The sequence below is a fragment of the Pseudomonas entomophila genome, from assembly GCF_018417595.1.
GTDB lineage: Bacteria > Pseudomonadota > Gammaproteobacteria > Pseudomonadales > Pseudomonadaceae > Aquipseudomonas > Aquipseudomonas entomophila_C.
Genome location: NZ_CP070982.1, coordinates 732,374 through 748,991, shown reverse-complemented (window position 1 = coordinate 748,991; position 16,618 = coordinate 732,374). Strand labels below are relative to the sequence as shown.

The 16,618-nt window shown below is 62.3% G+C and carries 15 protein-coding genes; 8 read left to right on the top strand and 7 right to left on the bottom strand.

Features of this window, described 5'->3' with window-relative positions; all coding sequences use genetic code 11:
• Positions 1–14 precede the first annotated feature (14 nt).
• The 3 genes from ggt to JYG34_RS03320 all read right to left on the bottom strand — a co-directional run bounded on the left by ggt (position 15) and on the right by JYG34_RS03320 (position 3,473).
• Positions 15–1,682, bottom strand: coding sequence for a gamma-glutamyltransferase (ggt, locus tag JYG34_RS03330; protein WP_213659472.1), 1,668 nt, complete (start codon positions 1,680–1,682; stop codon positions 15–17).
• Between the two features lie 119 nt (positions 1,683–1,801).
• Positions 1,802–2,698, bottom strand: coding sequence for a LysR family transcriptional regulator (locus tag JYG34_RS03325; RefSeq protein ID WP_213659471.1), 897 nt, complete (start codon positions 2,696–2,698; stop codon positions 1,802–1,804).
• A 187-nt stretch (positions 2,699–2,885) separates the two neighbouring features.
• Positions 2,886–3,473: an NAD(P)H-dependent oxidoreductase gene (locus JYG34_RS03320; protein ID WP_213659470.1), complete on the bottom strand. Its 588-nt coding sequence runs from the start codon at positions 3,471–3,473 to the stop codon at positions 2,886–2,888.
• Positions 3,474–3,672: 199 nt separating this feature from the next.
• On the opposite strand from JYG34_RS03320, the gene JYG34_RS03315 reads away from it, so the two are divergent.
• The gene (locus JYG34_RS03315) at positions 3,673–3,987 is read left to right on the top strand and encodes a putative quinol monooxygenase (RefSeq protein WP_213659469.1); all 315 of its coding nucleotides are present in this window, start codon (positions 3,673–3,675) and stop codon (positions 3,985–3,987) included.
• 40 nt (positions 3,988–4,027) lie between these two features.
• On the opposite strand, the gene JYG34_RS03310 is transcribed toward JYG34_RS03315, so the two are convergent.
• Together JYG34_RS03310 and JYG34_RS03305 are read right to left on the bottom strand one after the other, a co-directional pair.
• Entirely contained in the window at positions 4,028–4,435 is a 408-nt protein-coding gene (locus tag JYG34_RS03310; protein WP_213659468.1) for a type II toxin-antitoxin system HicB family antitoxin, read from the bottom strand.
• Positions 4,436–4,491: 56 nt separating this feature from the next.
• Positions 4,492–4,674 carry a type II toxin-antitoxin system HicA family toxin gene (locus JYG34_RS03305; RefSeq protein ID WP_213659467.1) on the bottom strand — a complete coding sequence of 61 codons (183 nt, stop codon included), beginning with the start codon at positions 4,672–4,674 and terminating at the stop codon, positions 4,492–4,494.
• 214 nt (positions 4,675–4,888) lie between these two features.
• Here JYG34_RS03305 and JYG34_RS03300 point away from each other — a divergent pair, with 214 nt between their 5' ends.
• The 7 genes from JYG34_RS03300 to JYG34_RS03270 all read left to right on the top strand — a co-directional run bounded on the left by JYG34_RS03300 (position 4,889) and on the right by JYG34_RS03270 (position 11,156).
• Complete coding sequence (locus JYG34_RS03300; protein WP_213659466.1) at positions 4,889–5,494, top strand: CDP-alcohol phosphatidyltransferase family protein; 606 nt, start codon at positions 4,889–4,891, stop codon at positions 5,492–5,494.
• Positions 5,495–5,524: 30 nt separating this feature from the next.
• Entirely contained in the window at positions 5,525–7,279 is a 1,755-nt protein-coding gene (locus JYG34_RS03295; RefSeq protein WP_213659465.1) for a bifunctional alpha/beta hydrolase/class I SAM-dependent methyltransferase, read from the top strand.
• Positions 7,279–8,604 (top strand): phosphatase PAP2/dual specificity phosphatase family protein, encoded by a 1,326-nt coding sequence (locus JYG34_RS03290; RefSeq protein ID WP_213659464.1) that lies wholly within the window; start codon positions 7,279–7,281, stop codon positions 8,602–8,604. Before JYG34_RS03295 ends, JYG34_RS03290 begins: the two co-directional genes overlap by 1 nt.
• Complete coding sequence (locus JYG34_RS03285; RefSeq protein WP_213659463.1) at positions 8,601–9,020, top strand: hypothetical protein; 420 nt, start codon at positions 8,601–8,603, stop codon at positions 9,018–9,020. The genes JYG34_RS03290 and JYG34_RS03285 overlap by 4 nt, the downstream gene beginning before the upstream one ends.
• A 10-nt stretch (positions 9,021–9,030) precedes the next feature.
• Positions 9,031–9,654, top strand: coding sequence for a lysophospholipid acyltransferase family protein (locus JYG34_RS03280; RefSeq protein WP_213659462.1), 624 nt, complete (start codon positions 9,031–9,033; stop codon positions 9,652–9,654).
• A 1-nt stretch (position 9,655) separates the two neighbouring features.
• The gene (locus JYG34_RS03275; RefSeq protein WP_213659461.1) at positions 9,656–10,588 is read left to right on the top strand and encodes a phosphatidate cytidylyltransferase; all 933 of its coding nucleotides are present in this window, start codon (positions 9,656–9,658) and stop codon (positions 10,586–10,588) included.
• A gap of 223 nt (positions 10,589–10,811) precedes the next feature.
• A complete protein-coding gene (locus JYG34_RS03270; RefSeq protein WP_213659460.1) occupies positions 10,812–11,156 on the top strand; it encodes a cupin domain-containing protein in 345 nt (114 codons plus the stop codon).
• A gap of 210 nt (positions 11,157–11,366) precedes the next feature.
• Here JYG34_RS03270 and JYG34_RS03265 read toward each other — a convergent pair whose 3' ends face one another.
• Together JYG34_RS03265 and JYG34_RS03260 are read right to left on the bottom strand one after the other, a co-directional pair.
• Positions 11,367–11,921, bottom strand: a complete 555-nt coding sequence (locus JYG34_RS03265) for a hypothetical protein (RefSeq protein ID WP_213659459.1) — start codon at positions 11,919–11,921, stop codon at positions 11,367–11,369.
• A gap of 122 nt (positions 11,922–12,043) precedes the next feature.
• Entirely contained in the window at positions 12,044–16,609 is a 4,566-nt protein-coding gene (locus JYG34_RS03260) for a neuraminidase-like domain-containing protein (RefSeq protein ID WP_213659458.1), read from the bottom strand.
• Positions 16,610–16,618: the final 9 nt, after the last annotated feature.

The following is a 16,618-nucleotide window of genomic DNA, read 5'->3' as shown; positions in this document are numbered from 1 at the left end:
CAGTCGATAAAGCGTTACTTGACGATCATCCCCACCCCACGCCCACGCGGGTCGGACGCGGTTTCCAGCTTCTCCCCGGTCACCCGGATCGCCTGGATATCGCCCATCTCCCAGCCCTGGTCTTCCAGCACATAGCCCATCTTCTTCAAGTCGTCGGCCACCTGCCCGGTCAGCGGCGCATAGCTGTCGAAGTAGATCGTGTCCTTGGGCAGCAACTGGTGATGCACCCGCTGCGCCGCCACCGCCTTCTCCAGCGGCATCTGGTAGTCGTACAGGTTGTTCATCACCTGGAAGATCGAGGTGAAGATCCGCGAACCACCCGGCGTGCCCAGCACCAGCACCACCTTGCCGTCACGGGTCACCAGGCTCGGGCTCATCGACGACAGCATGCGCTTGCCCGGAGCGATGGCGTTGGCGTCGCCGCCCACCACGCCGAACGCATTGGCCGCGCCGGGTTTGGCGCTGAAGTCATCCATCTCGTCGTTGAGCAGGAAACCCGCGCCCTTCACCACCACGCCACTGCCGTAGTCGAGGTTGAGGGTGTAGGTGTTGCTCACCGCGTTACCCTGCTTGTCGACGATGGAGAAGTGCGTGGTCTGGTGCGGCTCCAGCCCCGGCTTGACCTTGTCGGTATCGGAGATGGCCTTCGGGTTGACCTGTGCCGCACGCTTGGCCAGGTAGTCCTTGGCGGTCAACTGGTCGACCGGCACTTTGGTGAACGCCGGGTCACCCAGATAGTCGGCACGGTCGGCGAACACCCGCTTCTCGATCTCGGCCAGCAGATGGATGTACTGGGCGGAGTTATGCTCGACGCCCTTGAAGTCCGCCGCGCGGTCTTCCTTGATGCCCAGCAGTTGCGCCAGCGCCACGCCACCGGAGCTGGGTGGCGGCGCGGTGTAGACCACGTTGCCGCGCCAGTCGATGGCGATCGGGTTGCGCCACACCGCCTTGTAGTCCTTCAGGTCTTCCTTGGTGATCAGGCCCTTGTCGGCCTGCATCTGCGCCACCAGCAGGTCGGCGGTCTTGCCCTGGTAGAACTCGCTCACACCCTGGTCGGCGATGCGCTCCAGGGTCTTGGCCAGCTCCGGTTGCTTGAACAGTTCACCGACCTTCATGTTGCCGAAGTAGTCGTTGAAATTGGTGGCGGTCTTGAACATGCCCTGGGCGTCGTCGCGGTACTGGTACTGCTTCTGGGCGATCTTGAAACCGTTCTGCGCATAGCCGATGGCCGGGGTCAGCAGCTCGCTCCACTTGAGCTTGCCGAACTTCTGGTGCGCCTCCCACAGGCCCATCACCGTGCCCGGCACACCGGCGGCGCGGGCGCCGACCAGGCTCAGGTTCTCGATCACCTCGCCCTTGTCATCCAGGTACATGGTCTTGGTGGCGGCCTTGGGCGCCACTTCGCGGTAGTCGAGGAAATACGGCTTGCCGTCGACGAACAAGGTCATGAAGCCACCGCCGCCAATGTTGCCGGCCTCGGGGTAGGTGACAGCGAGGGTGAAGGCGGTGGCGACCGCGGCGTCCACCGCGTTGCCCCCCTTCTTGAGGATATCGGCGGCCACCTGTGCGCCATATTGATCGGGCGCGGCCACAGCACCACCTTCCAACGTCACGGCAAAGGCGGAAGAACAGCTCAGGATCGCGGCCCCGAGGGCCAGCGACTGGGACAGGACGATACGCATGGGCACTTCCTAGTGTTGTTTTTGTTGATCAGTCATTAAGGCCGAAGGCATTCGACTAAGCAATTCACACAGGAAAATTCCGGCGCCCAAGGATAGGGGCTGTCGCGTTCAGGCAACTGCTAGCAGGCGTAGACCGCCAGCTTTTTCTGGATGAAGTCGAGGAAACACTGGATACGCAGGGCCAGCTGGGTGTTGCGGTAGTACACCGCGTGGATCGGCTGGCGATACCCATTGTTGTGCTCGGCGAGCAGCACCTGCAGGCGGCCCGAGCGAATGTCCTCGTGGGTCATGAAGTGCGACAGGCTGACGATGCCTTCGCCAGCCAGGGCCAGTTGGCGCAGGGTCTCGCCACTGGAAGCGAGCAACTGCGGACGGATCGCCCAGCGGTCGCCCAGGGCATGGCGCAGCGGCCACTGGTTGAGCGAGTCGAGGGTGCTGAAGCCCAGCAGGCAATGGCCGTCGAGGTCATCGACCGTCTGCGGTGTCCCGTTTCGCGCCAGGTACTCGGGGCTGGCAAGCACCTGCACCGGGCTGCAGCCCAGCGAGCGGGCATGCAGGCTGGAGTCGGCCAGCTCGCCGATGCGGATGGCCACGTCGGTGCTTTGCTCCAACAGGTCGATGATCAGGTCGTCGGTGTTCAGCTCCAGCTCGATATCGGGATACTGCTGACGAAACTCGCCGATCCACGGCAGGATCGCGTGCAGCATGAACGGCGCCGCGGCGTTGATGCGCAGGCGCCCGGACGGTGTCTGCCGGTGCATCGACAGGCGCTCTTCCATGTCGTCGATCTGCTCGAGAATAAGCCGTGCGCGTTCGAGGAAGAACCGCCCTTCTTCGGTCAGGTCCATGCGCCGGGTGGTGCGGTTGACCAGCGTGGTGCCGAGCTTGTCTTCCAGGCGCGACAGGGTGCGGCTGACGGCCGATGGCGTCTGGCCAATCTGTTCAGCGGCGGCCGAGATCGAGCCGCAGTCGATGACGGCGACAAAGACCTGGAGTTCTTCAGAGCGAGTTTTCACGCGAGTGGGCCTGGTTGGAAGATGCCGTGATTGATAGCCGTTGATCAACGCACATGCAAGCACTAACCCCCTGTAGGAGCGGCTTCAGCCGCGATGCAGGCACCGCGGCATCTGGCACCCGCTTCGCGGGTGATCGCGGCTGAAGCCGCTCCTACAGAGGTTATGTCAAATCAATGGATCATGGTGTTCAAGCCTTGCCGAACACCTCGTCCAGATGCTGCTCATACGCCGCCAGCGCCGCCGGCACATCCGGGCGCTTCATCACATCCACCGCCAGGAAGGTCGGCAACCCGCTCATACCGAGGAACTGGTTGGCCTTGTGGAATGGGAAATACACCGCATCCACGCCCTTGCCTTCGAAGAAGTCGGTCGGGTCGTCGAACGCCTGCTGCGGCGCGTTCCAGGTCAGCGACAACATGTACTGTTTGCCCTGCACCAAACCGCCGCTGCCGTACTTCTGCGAGGCATCGGAACGGGTCCGGCCATCGTTGGCGTACAGGCTGCCATGCCCGGCGGTGAACACCTCGTCGACATACTTCTTCACGGTCCATGGCGCGCCCATCCACCAGCCCGGCATCTGGTAGATCACCACATCGGCCCAGAGGAATTTCTCGACTTCTTCCTGGACGTCATAGCCGCCGTCGATGAAGGTCTGTTTCACATCGAAGCCGGCACGGTCCAGGTGAGCCAGGGCGGCATCGTGCAAGGTCTGGTTCAGGCGACCGTCGGAGTGGGCGAACTGTTTGCCGCCGTTGAGCAGGAGAATCTTTTTCATCGCAAGCCTCGAAGGTATCGGTGTCGATCCGAGGCGCAGTGCCTGCCGACCGAGTCATTTGGAATGGCGGCAGATTAAGGAGACACAGGCAGGGGAAAAAGCGGCGTGAGGTCAAAATACATTTGCCTCATAGTCACGAATGGTAAACATATTGTTGATTTAGAATGCCCTCATCCCTTCATCCATAGAGGCAAGACCCATGAGCGAGCCATACGCCTTCATCCTCAAAGCCAAGACCCGTCCGGAAAAAGCCGAAGCCTTCGAGCAGTTGTTCCGCGCCTACGTCGAGCCCAGCCGCCTGGAGCCGGGCTGCATCGAGTACCACATGCTGCGCGACAAGGAAGACCCGAGCCTGTTCGTGTTCTTCGAGGTCTGGGCCAGCAAGGCCGACCTCGACGTGCACTCGGCGCTGCCGCACATGGTCGCGTTCGGCGAGAAACGCATGGAGTACCTGGAGCGCGACTTCGATATCCAGCTGATCGACATGCTCAGCGCCTCGTCGGCCAGCCGCTGAATCGGCAACGACGAAGGGGCCACGTAGTGGCCCCTCATGCTCAGTGCACCACGGCCAGCTCGCGCAGCGCCGCCGAAGCGAGAAAACCCGAGCGCGAGGCGTAACGATGGTCACGCTTCACTTTCTCGTCGATCCGCTGCAGCAGGTTCTCCGGCAGCGTCGCGTTGAAGCGTACCGCCTTGCCCAGGTACGGGGTGACGTCGAACTCCACCACCGCCCAGACGCCGCCGGCGTAGTCGGGGTTGGCCACATGCACGTCCACTTCCTGGGCCTGGGGCAGCGCCTCGCCATCGGCCACCAGCCCCTCGAAATGCAGCGCCAGGGCCTCCTGGACGTTGTCCAGCGCCTGGGAAACGCTGAAACCTGCGGAGAAGCAGCCAGGCACATCGGGCACGATCACGCCGTAGTCCGAACCTTCGTCCTTGTGCAGCACAACTGGAAATTTCATGGTGTGTCTCCATTGATCTTCGGGGTGACGGATCACCCTGGATAGCATCATCGGCTTCATTTCAGGCCCGCCCGTTTGAGGATGCTGTGGGCGGTGCCCCTGGGTAGATCGCTCTTGGGATGTGGCACCGTGACCCGCCCCCGCTTGAACGGGTGCCTGAACTGATGATGGCTGCCCTTCACCTCGACTTCGTACCAGCCATCGGCCTCGATGAGCTGAATCACGTCCCTGCTGCGCATTCGGCATTCCTTTGGCAGGCGATGTGTAGCGTACACATCGACATGGATAAAAACAAAGCAAAATACACACCATACACACCACAACCGACAAGCGGCGCATTCCTTCAGCCCCGCAAGCCTTGTCCGGTTCACAAGTCGGCGATTTGCAGCTTGCCCCCGGCCGGGCGAATTCCCCACAATCGGCGCCATGCCGCACCATGACAGGGAGTTCCACGTGCCATCGATCTACCAGCTCAAACCCCGCTTCCAGGCACTGCTGCGCCCTTCGGTCCAGCGCCTCTACGACCGTGGCGTCACGGCCAACCAGGTCACCGTCACTGCTGCCGTCGTGTCCGTTCTGCTGGGCCTGCTGCTGGCCTGGTTGCCCCACCTGACCTGGCTGTTCATCCTCGTGCCGATCTGGATGCTGCTGCGCATGGCGCTCAACGCGGTCGACGGCATGCTGGCCCGCGAGTTCGGCCAGCAGTCGAAACTGGGCGCCTACCTCAACGAACTGTGCGACGTGATCGCCGATGCCGCGCTGTACCTGCCCTTCGCCTTGCTCGCCGGAGTGTCCCCCCTCCTGGTGGTGCTGGTGGTGCTGTTCGCGGTGATCAGCGAATACGCCGGGGTGATGGGCCCGCTGGCCGGCGCCTCGCGTCGCTACGACGGGCCGATGGGCAAGAGCGATAGAGCGTTCGCCTTCGGCGTGCTGGGTACCGGCGTCGCCATCGGGTTGTTGAACGCTGCGTGGATCAACGGCCTGCTGCTGGTCATCCTGCTGCTCTCGCTCTATACCCTGTACAACCGGGTTCGCCACGGCCTGATCGAAGCCCGCTGAGCCCTCCGCTGTCGAACAAGGATATTCGCCATGCGCCAAGCGCAATCGCTGCATTTCTCCACCCATGACGGGGTCGAGCTGCACTACCGTCACTGGCCCGCCACCGGCAATGAACACCAGCCTCGCCGCGCCGTGGTGATGTTCCACCGCGGCCACGAGCACGGCGGGCGCCTGGCGCACCTGGCCGATGAGCTGGACCTGCCCGGCTACGATTTCTTCGCCTGGGATGCCCGTGGCCACGGCCAGTCGCCGGGCGCCCGCGGCGACAGCCCGGGCTTCGCCACCAGCGTGCGCGACGTGCAGACCTTCATCGAGCATATCCAGGCGCAGCACGGCATCGCCGAGCCGGACATGGTGGTGCTGGCGCAGAGTGTCGGCGCCGTGCTGATCGCCACCTGGGCCCACGACTACGCACCCAAGGTGCGCTGCCTGGTGCTGGCCTCGCCGGCATTCAAGGTCAAGCTCTACGTACCCTTCGCCCGGCCGGGGCTGAAACTGCTGAAAGCCTGGCGCGGCAACTTCTTCGTCAACAGTTACGTCAAGCCGCGGCTGCTGACCCACGATCCTGAGCGCGTCATGTCATACGTGGCCGACCCGCTGATCAGCCGCCCCATCTCGGTCACCATGCTGCTGGGCCTGTATGATGCCGCCGACCGCGTGGTGGCCGACGCCCAGGCGATCCAGGTCCCCACGCAACTGCTGATCTCCGGCGCCGACTTCGTGGTCGAGCGCAAGCCGCAGGAGCAGTTCTTCGAGCGCCTGGGCAGCGTGCGCAAGGAGAAGCACATCCTCCCCGGCTTCTTCCATGACACCCTCGGCGAGCGCGACCGCGCCCATGCCCTGGCGCGGATCAAGCGCTTCGTCGAGCACTGCTTCGCTGCCCCGGTGCCCGCGCCTTCGCTGCTCGACGCCGACAAGGCTGGCGCCAGCTGCGCCGAGGCCGAGAGCCTGGCCGCGCCGCTGCCGCGCAACTCGCCACGCGACCTCTACTGGCGCGCTACCCGTGCCAGCCTGCGGCTGGGCAAGGGCCTTTCCGAAGGCGTGAAGCTGGGTTTCGACACCGGCTTCGACTCCGGTTCCACCCTCGATTATGTCTACCGCAACCAAGCGACCGGCAGAGGGCGGATCGGCGAATTGATCGACCGCAACTACCTCGACGCCATTGGCTGGCGCGGCATCCGCCAGCGCAAACTGAACGTCGAAGAGCTGCTGCGCCTGGCCATCGCCAGGCTGCGTGAGCAACAGTGTCCGGTGCGCATCGTCGACATCGCCGCCGGCCACGGCCGTTACATCCTCGAAGCGCTGCAAGGCTTGCAGCAATTGCCCGATTCGATCCTGCTGCGCGACTACAGCGAGCTGAACGTGCAACAGGGCAACGCGCTGATCAACGAAAAGGGCCTGGGCGATATCGCCCAGTTCATCCAGGGTGACGCCTTCGACCGCCAGAGCCTGGCCAGCCTCGACCCGCGCCCTACCCTCGCGGTGGTCTCGGGCTTGTATGAGTTGTTCCCCAGCAATGAATTGGTGGGCAACTCGCTGGCGGGCCTGGCCGATGCCGTCGAGGACGGCGGCTACCTGGTCTACACCGGCCAGCCCTGGCACCCGCAGTTGGAGATGATCGCTCGTGCCCTGACCAGCCACCGCGGCGGTGAGGCCTGGGTGATGCGCCGGCGCAGCCAGGCGGAGATGGACCAGTTGGTGGAAGCGGCCGGGTTCCGCAAGATCGCCCAGCGCGTCGACGAATGGGGCATCTTCAGCGTCAGCCTGGCGCAGCGGGTGCGTTGATGGTGCGTGAAGCGGGGCTGGTTCGCCGGGGCGTGCTCTGGCTGTTGCTGCTCGGGCCGTTCTTCTTTCTCAGTTACGGCCTGAGCAACACCTACACCGCTGGCCGCGATGACGTCGGCAGCCTGGTGTTCGCCTGGGAACGGCACATGCCGCTGTGGCCGTGGACGATCATCCCATACTGGTCGATCGACCTGCTCTACGGGTTGTCGTTCCTGCTGCCGCTGACACGCCGGGAGATGGACCGCCATGCCCTGGCCCTGCTCACCGCGCAGTTCATCAGCGTCGGTTGCTTCCTGCTCTGGCCGCTGCGCTTCACCTTCGAACGCCCCGAGCTGTCGGGGCTGTTCGGCTGGTTGTTCGATGTGCTGATGGGCTTCGACAAGCCCTACAACCAGGCGCCGTCGCTGCATATCGCGCTGCAGGTGATCATCTGGACGATGTTTGCCCGGCATACCCGGCAGCGCTTGTGGCGCTGGCTGGTGCATGGCTGGATGGGGTTGATCGGTGTGTCGGTGCTGACCACCTGGCAGCATCATTTCATCGATGTGCCGACCGGCGCCCTGGCCGGCTTCGTCTGTCTGTGGCTGTGGCCACGGCAGGGGGCTTTGCCTTGGCGGATGGCCCGGCTTGCCCATGACCCCAAGCGCTGGCGGTTGGCGCTGCGCTATGCACTGGGGGCCGCGCTGCTCGCGGTGATCGCATTCAAGCTCGGGCATGCGGCGTTGTGGTTGCTCTGGCCTGCCGTGTCGTTGCTGCTGGTGGGGATGAACTATGCCGCATTCGGGGCAGGTGGTTTCCAGAAGGGCGCGGATGGGCGACTGTCCATTGCCGCGACCTGCCTGCTGGCGCCCTACCTGATGGCCGCAAGGGTCAATTCGCGGCTGTGGACATGGCGGCATCCCCTGCCAGATGAAGTGTGTGACGGCGTATACCTCGGGCGCATGCCTGGCCGTAGCGGTGCTTCATCATTCGCCGGTATCGTCGATGTATGCGCTGAGCTCCCCGGTCCATTCGCCGGCTTGCCGGCGAACCCGTCGCCACACCGATACCAGGCCCTGCCTACGCTCGATCTGGTCGCCCCCGACAGCCAACTGCTACAGCAAGCGGCCAGAGCCATCGAAGACCTGCGCCAGCACGGCCCACTTCTGGTCTGCTGCGCCCTGGGTTATTCGCGTAGCGCCAGCGCGGTGGCCGCCTGGCTGGTGCTCAGCGGTCGCTGCAACGATGTTGATGAGGCCGAAGCGCTGATCCGCGGGGTCCGCCCCGGCGTGGTCCTGCACCCAGCCCATCGCCTCGCCCTGCAACAGCTGGAAGCGCACCCATGAACCTGTTCGTCGTCGCCAGCCTGCTCGCTCGCGGGCGCCAGTTGGAACGCCTGTCGGATGGCATCACCCTGCTGGCCCTGGCCTACAGTCTCGTGCCGTTGCTGGGCATGCCATTGCCTGCGCTGTCCAGCGTACTCTGCGCGGCACTGCTGGTGATCGGCCTGGCGCACAAGTACTGGGCCATCCGTGTCGCCCTGGACGCCGACCTGTTCGCACGTCTCGGTGCAAGCACCGACCTGCCCGCCGACACCCAGGCTCTGGACCACGCGCTGTTCGACCTGCACTTGAAACCCACCGCCAGCGACACCCGCGACTGGCCGGCCCGCAGCCAGGGCGCCCTGGCCCTGCTACGCCGCCAGGCCTTGTGCCTCGCAGTACAGGTTGTGCTCGCCCTCGCTCTCCCCTTCACCGGATAAGACCGCCGCCATGCTCGCCAGCCTGACCGCCTTCGTCATCACCTCCGCCGCCCGCCTGATCACCGGCGCCCGCGCCTTGTGGCTGGGTTGCACGCCACAACCGGTACAGCGCCTGTACTTCGCCAACCACAGCAGCCACGGCGACTTCGTGCTGCTCTGGGCCGCGTTGCCCGAGGCATTGCGCCGCCATACCCGCCCCGTGGCCGGCGCCGACTACTGGTGCAAGCCGGGCATCCGCGACTTCCTCATCCGCCAGGTGTTCAACGGCGTGCTGATCGACCGCCAGCGCCCGGCCGGCGAGGGCAACCCGCTGCAACCGGTGCTCGATGCCTTCGCCCAGGGCGACTCGCTGATCTTCTTCCCCGAAGGCACGCGCAACCTCACCGACGACCCGCTGCTGCCGTTCAAGAGCGGCCTGTTCCACCTGGCCTCGGCCAACCCGCAGGTCGAACTGGTGCCGGTGTGGATCGCCAACCTCAACCGGGTCATGCCCAAGGGCCGCGCGCTGCCGCTGCCCCTGCTGTGCACCCTGAGCTTCGGCGAGCCCCTGCACCTGCAAACCAACGAAGACAAGCACGCATTTCTCGAGCGGGCCCGCCAGGCCCTGCTGAACCTGGCCCCGAAGGAAGCCTGAAATGGACCACAACACCCTGTCGCTGTTCGCCGGCATCGGCGCCCTGCTGCTGCTCGCCAGCCTGATCGGCCGCCTGCTCAAGTGGCGTGCCGGCCCTGCCCCGCACGCAGTGATCGACAACCTCAACGCCCGCATCAACGCCTGGTGGGTGATGGTGCTGGTGATCGGCATCGCCTTCCTGTTCGGCAAGTACGGGGTGATCGTGCTGTTCTACGGCGTGTCGTTCTACGCCCTGCGCGAATTCATGACCCTCACCCCCACCCGGCGCAGCGACTACCCGGCGCTGGCGGCGGCGTTCTATGTGGCGCTGCCGGTGCAGTACCTGCTGATCGCCATGGACTGGTACGGCATGTTCAGCATCTTCATCCCGGTGTACCTGTTCCTGCTGCTGCCCATTCTTGCCAGTTTCGGCGGCGACACCACGCGCTTCCTCGAACGCGCCTCGAAAGTGCAGTGGGGCCTGATGATCGCGGTGTACTGCGTGTCGTCGGTGCCGGCGTTGATGACCCTGGACATCCCCGGCTACGAAGGCCGCAACCTGTTGCTGATCGCCTGGCTGATCCTCGTGGTGCAGATCAGCGACGTACTGCAGTACGTGTGCGGCAAGCTGTTCGGCAAGCGCAAGGTGGCCCCCAACCTGTCGCCGTCGAAGACCGTCGAGGGGCTGGCCGGTGGCGTGGCCCTGGCCACCCTGGTGGGCGCGTTGCTGTGCTGGATCACCCCGTTCACCTTCTGGCAGGCGGCGCTGATGGCACTCACCGTCAATGCCATGGGGTTCTTTGGCGGGCTGGTGATGTCGGCGATCAAGCGCGACCGCGGGGTGAAGGACTGGGGCCACATGATCGAAGGCCACGGCGGCATGCTCGACCGCATGGATTCGGTGTGCTTCGCCGCGCCGGTGTTCTTCCACTTCGTGCGCTACTGGTGGGCATAGGGCTGCGCGACCTCTGTAGGAGCGGCTTCAGCCGCGATCACCCGCAAAGCGGGTGCCAGGCACCGCGTTGCCTGCATCGCGGCTGAAGCCGCTCCTACACCCTGCGCGACAAGAGCCCCTGCCATAGCGCGGGCAGACAGCTGGACGTCGAGCCCAGGCAACCGCGCGGGCGGCGATGCCCCTATGGTGATGCCTCACCTCACCCGCTGCCCGGAGCCACGCCATGTCCGACTTCATCACCGTCCTGCGCGAAACCTGCCCCACCCCCGTCGTCGACGCCACCAAGTGGAAGCGCATCGGCGGCGATCCGCACACCGTCAACCTCAACGCCTACCTGTCCGCCGACGGCAGCAAGATCATGGGCACCTGGATCTGCACGCCGGGCACGTTCGAGGTCCACTACGAGAAGTGGGAGTACTGCCACTTCCTCGACGGGTACTGCATCGTCACCCCCGAAGGCGAAGCGCCCAAGCATCTGAAGGCGGGCGATGTGTTCGTGATCGAACCTGGGATGAAAGGCACCTGGGAAGTGGTGGAGACGGTGCGCAAGTATTTCGTGTTCGCCTGACCGCGCGCATACATAAGCGTTGCCAGCAGCGGCTACGCAGCCAAGGCCAAATAGCCCGATCCCGTGCGGGGAGGGTTTGCCCGAGAGTCGTCGTTTCTGTGGGCAAACCCTCGGGGCTGGACGCTCCCCAGGCGGGGCCAGAATGCCGGCCGCGCCATGCCAGAACGCCCCCTGCGAGTGCTCACCCTGGCCATGACCATTTGCATCTTTTCAATCATCAAACGCTGGTAGAAGCAACTCCATTACGGCTTCTTTTAGCAAGATACTGCCATTCTCTCCAGTTGGCGTCTTGAACTTGACCCTGAGCTCTTTGGTCTCCTCAGGCACAGGTATTCTTTTGGCATCCAACCTGTGCCACGTGACCTTCTCCGCTGACGCCCCCAAGGATTCGTCAAAAATATTTTTTCCCTCGCCCCCTCCGTCCTCGATCAAGAACACAACGAGACTACACCCGCTCAAATCGTCACTATTGTACAAGCATCCAAGCTTGTATTCAGGGCGCCCCTCACTGAATGGATTCGCATTAACGCTAAGCTTAATGTCCTGCCAGATGTCAGCTCCTGCTTTAATTTCTACATAACGGCTGCCATCTTCACCTTCTCTGTAGTTATAGTGTGTATTTCTTTGATTGCACTTCCAGGCTGTCTCGTTCTGGTCTTCAGGACCGATGCTATCGACGGGAAACGAATGGCCATTCAGTAATGGATGACTCTTGGTTTCCTCTTCGCTTGAGGCATTCGGCGTTAGGCTTGAGCTAATGGACATGGGCATCTCCTGTGTCATGCTTGGTAAACCGATAAAAACCGGAAACAACAGTCACTGTCTCAGCGGCCAGGCAAACAACATTCAACTACGCCTGAAAGCCACCGTTTGCGCTTCGACAACGATCAACGGCCCCCCAGATACTTTTCGACCAGGTCATTGACATCCGATTCGAAGCCCGCCCCGCCAGGCAAGGCCAAGTAACGGACCTCCAGGATGATGTCGCTGAGGTTATTGATCAGCTCTACTTGCGTGTCATGACGAGGGAACTTCAGGTGCCAATCGGACACCGCACCAGTGCCTTCGAATGGCAGATAACGATCATCCGTCTCGGCGGCGGTCACCAGGCCGATATCCTGGCTGGCCGAAGACAGGCAGACCTGCTGCCGCGCACGCAAGCTCATCATCGCGTAGCGCCCGTCGCCAGAATCCTCGCCCTCGTGCAATTCCGGTGTCAGGAACACCACGGCCTTGGGATCTGGTTTGGCCACCAACCGGCTCAGGGTCTGGGTCAAGGTTGCGCGGATGTTCTGGTAGGGGCCCAGCAGGGCAGGCAGTGTCAACGCCACACTGTGCAGGCGACGCAGGTAGTGTCCCGGATAATCCTGGTCGTACAGCATTTCCGACAGGCTGAATTTCAGTTCGCCATCCTCTGTCAACGCCTCGAGCACCTTCTCCCAGTTTTCGAGCACTTTGCCGCCTGCGTCGAAGACCAGCTTCTGGCCCAGCAGCGCCTGCAGCGACACCGTTTTGCGAAGCTCCAGGTGCCGCTCATGCCTCAGCAGTGCCTCCGTCTCCAACCGATGCAGGTCAAGCCGCAGCTCGCCACCGGCATTCAGGCCGTAACGGTCCGCCTGCCAGATGGGCGTGCGGATGATCTGCCTGTCGTAGTTGCCCGTCTCGAACTGCCAGCAGGCCTGGGCACTGTTGCACAGGCTGACCGCCACATCGAACAAGGTCGCGTGCCAGGTGGTGGCCTGGGAGCGCAGCCATCGATAGAGCGACACGCTGGTGGATTTGTTCTGGTAGTACGCATACAACTGCTGGGAGTGCGCCAGGGCCTTGCGGCTGTGCTCCAGCGAGGCTTGGGCGGCCAGCGTCGTATGCTTTTGCGCTTCGAGTTGCTTGTCGATGACGTCCAGCTCCTTGCCGGCCAGCTTGGCTTGTAATTGCCATTCTTCCCGGCGGCGGCGGTAGCCTTCGGTTTCGCGCAACACGTCGGCTGAAAGAATCAAAGCATCCGGAACCATCTGCCCCAGTAAAGCCGCTGCGGTCAATGGCGCGCCCCAGTTAGCGCCACCGCTGGCCAGACCAAAGACATTGGGAACTGCTGTAGCCAGGTGGCCGCCAGCAAGTACGGTGTTCATGACCGAGGATATGCTGCGTCCGATGGTGCTATTGGTTATTGCCGCAGTCTCCCCAGGCGACATGTTGTCTTCGTACAAGCGCTGGTAGTGATCCCGCCGCAACGCCGTAGCGGCACGCTGCGCCCTCAGCACGTCCTCGTTCTTCTGTTGCTGGCTGAGCAACTGCTCCTGAATACCGATGGTGTAACCCGCGATTTCCGCAGCCTGCTGGTATTGCATCGCTTCCAGTTCGGTACGTTCTTCCAGTTCCAGGAAACCGCGCAACTGCTCGCCGTACTGGATCAGCGCGGTCACCGTTTCCTGGGCCTTGGCCACCAGGGTGCGGAATCGGTAAGGCGGTACCACGGTGCGATAGCCCAGCAGGTGAGCCAGGTTGGCACTGCCGCTCATGCGCGCCATCAGCAGGTCGAACGGATTCGCCGCCGGCGCATACAGCGGCAGTTCCATCGGATAACCCTCGATGCTCAGGAAATGGCGAAGGTTATGGAAGCGCTGCGCCAGCAGGTCCCAGATGTCCAGCAACTGCCTGTTGACCGGCACTCGGAAGGCCTTGTGTGCCGCCACGCCGGCCCAGAAGAACGTGGACCGTTGCTTGGGCAGGTTCTCTGGTACAACGGCGTGTGCGTAACGTTCCACCAGGCTGCCTTCGTCATGGTGATCCAACAGCTTGCCTATGGTTTGCGGTATCCATGTATCAATCGAACGTGCATCCGGCGCCTCGCCCATCAGGTCCGCCGCCATTCGGTACAGCAGCCAGGCATTGGCAAGGCTGTCGCGGGTTTGCCGACGGTATTGAAGATCGGCTTCACCGAGCAGCAGGCCCACATGCTGCACGAAGATGGCCTTGCGGTAATGCGAAGGGTTACGCAGTGCAATGGCATGCGGATCGATCAGCTCATGCTCGGGCGCGTCAGCCTCGGTATCGTCCTGCGTCACCCAGGCACAATTCCAATAATCGACACCGCGTGTTTCCGTTGGAGATTGCCTGCTTTGCGGGTCGAAGATCAGTCCCAGCCAGCGGCGGGCCTCTTCGAAGCGCTCCTCCTCTTGCAGACGCGAGGCAATCAGATGGGGCACATGGAAGAACAGTTCGCGCAAGTACATGCCGTTGGCATCGTACACGTTCAGCAAGGGGTCTTCAGCGGACCGCTGCCAGACCTGATACGCGTCGCCGCTATCCTCCGCGTCGTAGGCCGGCTCCTGCAGATGCTGCGCGTCCCAGCTGAACACTGCCTGAGGGGTAAATTGAGCACGATTGATCAGGTCCGGGACCTGCTGGGAGTTCAAGCGTGCGGCCAGTGGCTTGTCTTCACTCTTGATGAACTTGAGGACCAGGAAGTCAGTACCGGTTGTCTGTTGATGAATGTGCGGCATCGCATCCAGGTCAAGGGTGGAAATGGACGATCGCGTCAGCGTGAACGTCGTTACCTCCTGCCCCTTCTGGCCGACCGTAAACTTGACCTCGTCCTTCCCATCAGGCCAGGCAAGGTGCTTCCAGCTGCTGCTGGCGGCACCGTTGTAAGTGAACGGACCGGTCCACAAAGGGGGGTTTTTGCCCTCGACCTTCAATTCCATGTCATCCACGGTTGTGATCGCAGGGAGCACAATGACGAAGTTACTGCGAGCAGACAGAGACCTCGGTGGTTGAATACCTTTGACAGTGACAGTGAACCCTCCACCGCCACGGATGTCTTCGGCGCTGCAGCCCGTTAGCGCACTTGCCAGCCCCGGTGACTGATCAATCTCCTTCGTTGCCACATACCACCCATACAGTGTCTTTTTAAAGTCGCCCTTGGACAGACTCGTCGCGAGGGCCGCCGTATGGTTCAGTGTGAGGTCGCTAAAGTCAGGTTCACCTAACGTCCAACAATGCAGTTCAAGCTTTCCGGATGCATTGGAGCGTACCTGGGCCTGGCCGAAACTATCTCCCAGCAGGATAAAACCAGTACTGAAATTCGCTACATATACCTGATAGTGAATACGCACTTCCGAAGAGCGCGCCCGTACGTACAGCTCGTACTTTTCCTTACCCATCTGCTGCAGAAGAACATCAAGTTCCAGATGACGATCCTTGCCATCCGACTCGACACTCTGAACTTGGAAATCACTGGAACTCACGCGCCGCTGGAAGTTCAACTTCCCTGGCTCGTCGCTAAAGTGCGCAAATAGCACTCCCATGAGACCGTCTTCCCCTTTATCGCCGGGCGGAAAGTCCACGTCAGCCACCGCACGCTTCAACACATCGCGCTGCACAATAAATTTGCTTCTGTATGTATCACCATTCTGCGTGGCAAGCGCAACGTACAACTGGTCATCACCGCCCTGTGCACGGCCTAATGCAAGTGCCAACAACCTGTAGGGCTTCGGATCGAACATTATCGCGTCAGCTTTCTTCGTACGATCTTGATCTATATCCTCGCTCCATAGGAGCTCCGGTACCGACCACTGCTTATCCAGCCCCAGATAGAGGATCTCGAGTTTCAGCGTATAACGCTCCTTCTCGATTTCATCGGCGAGTCGTACCGTGACCGGCGCCCCATAGTGCAACCAGACCAAATGCAGGCGCCCGCAGAACAACACCAGCCGAGCATGGACCACCGTACTCCCTGCCGGCAGGGTGATCGGCTGCCATTCCGTCCAGGCGTCGGGCTGGATATAGGTGGAGGCTTGGTCCAGGCGCACATCGACTTGCCGCCAGTAGTACTGGGGAGGTGAAGCCGTGTCCTTGCCCAGCAGGTAGTAATCCGAATTGGCGAAGTTGAAGCCGTCGAACCGTTTGCTGTCCAGATTATCCTCGCGGTAATCGATGTAACCGGACTGCACCCGGATGCTGTTCTGGTGCTCATAGCTCTTGAGGTAAGTCAGCAATGCGTTCTGCACGGCGGCATCGGTAATCCGCCCCTGGCTCAGGTCGTTCTCCAGGGTCTTGAACAACGTTGTCTTGTCCAACCTCAGGTCGGCGCGGATGTAGTTCTCGGGATAATCTTCCAGCATCTGGTAAGCCGCCCAGATCGAATAATTCGACATGGCCTGTTGCCAGAACGTTTTCAGCTTCGGATCGAAATCTTCCGGATACCCAGGCTCGAGGTTGTTGAAAATCGAGTTGATATAGGTCTGGGTACAAGCCAATGCTTCAGCCAGGTAGGACGTCGTCACTTTGGAGGTGACCTGGGTATCCATCATGAAGTAACGGTCCAGGTGCTCGGCCGTGATCATGTTCAGGGCACCTGCCTGCAACTTGTCCGGCAGCACGTGATGCATCACATAGGCACTCAGCGCGTCACGCCACTGTTCCGCCAGGGCGTCGGTCAATTCACTGTTCATAAAGACCTC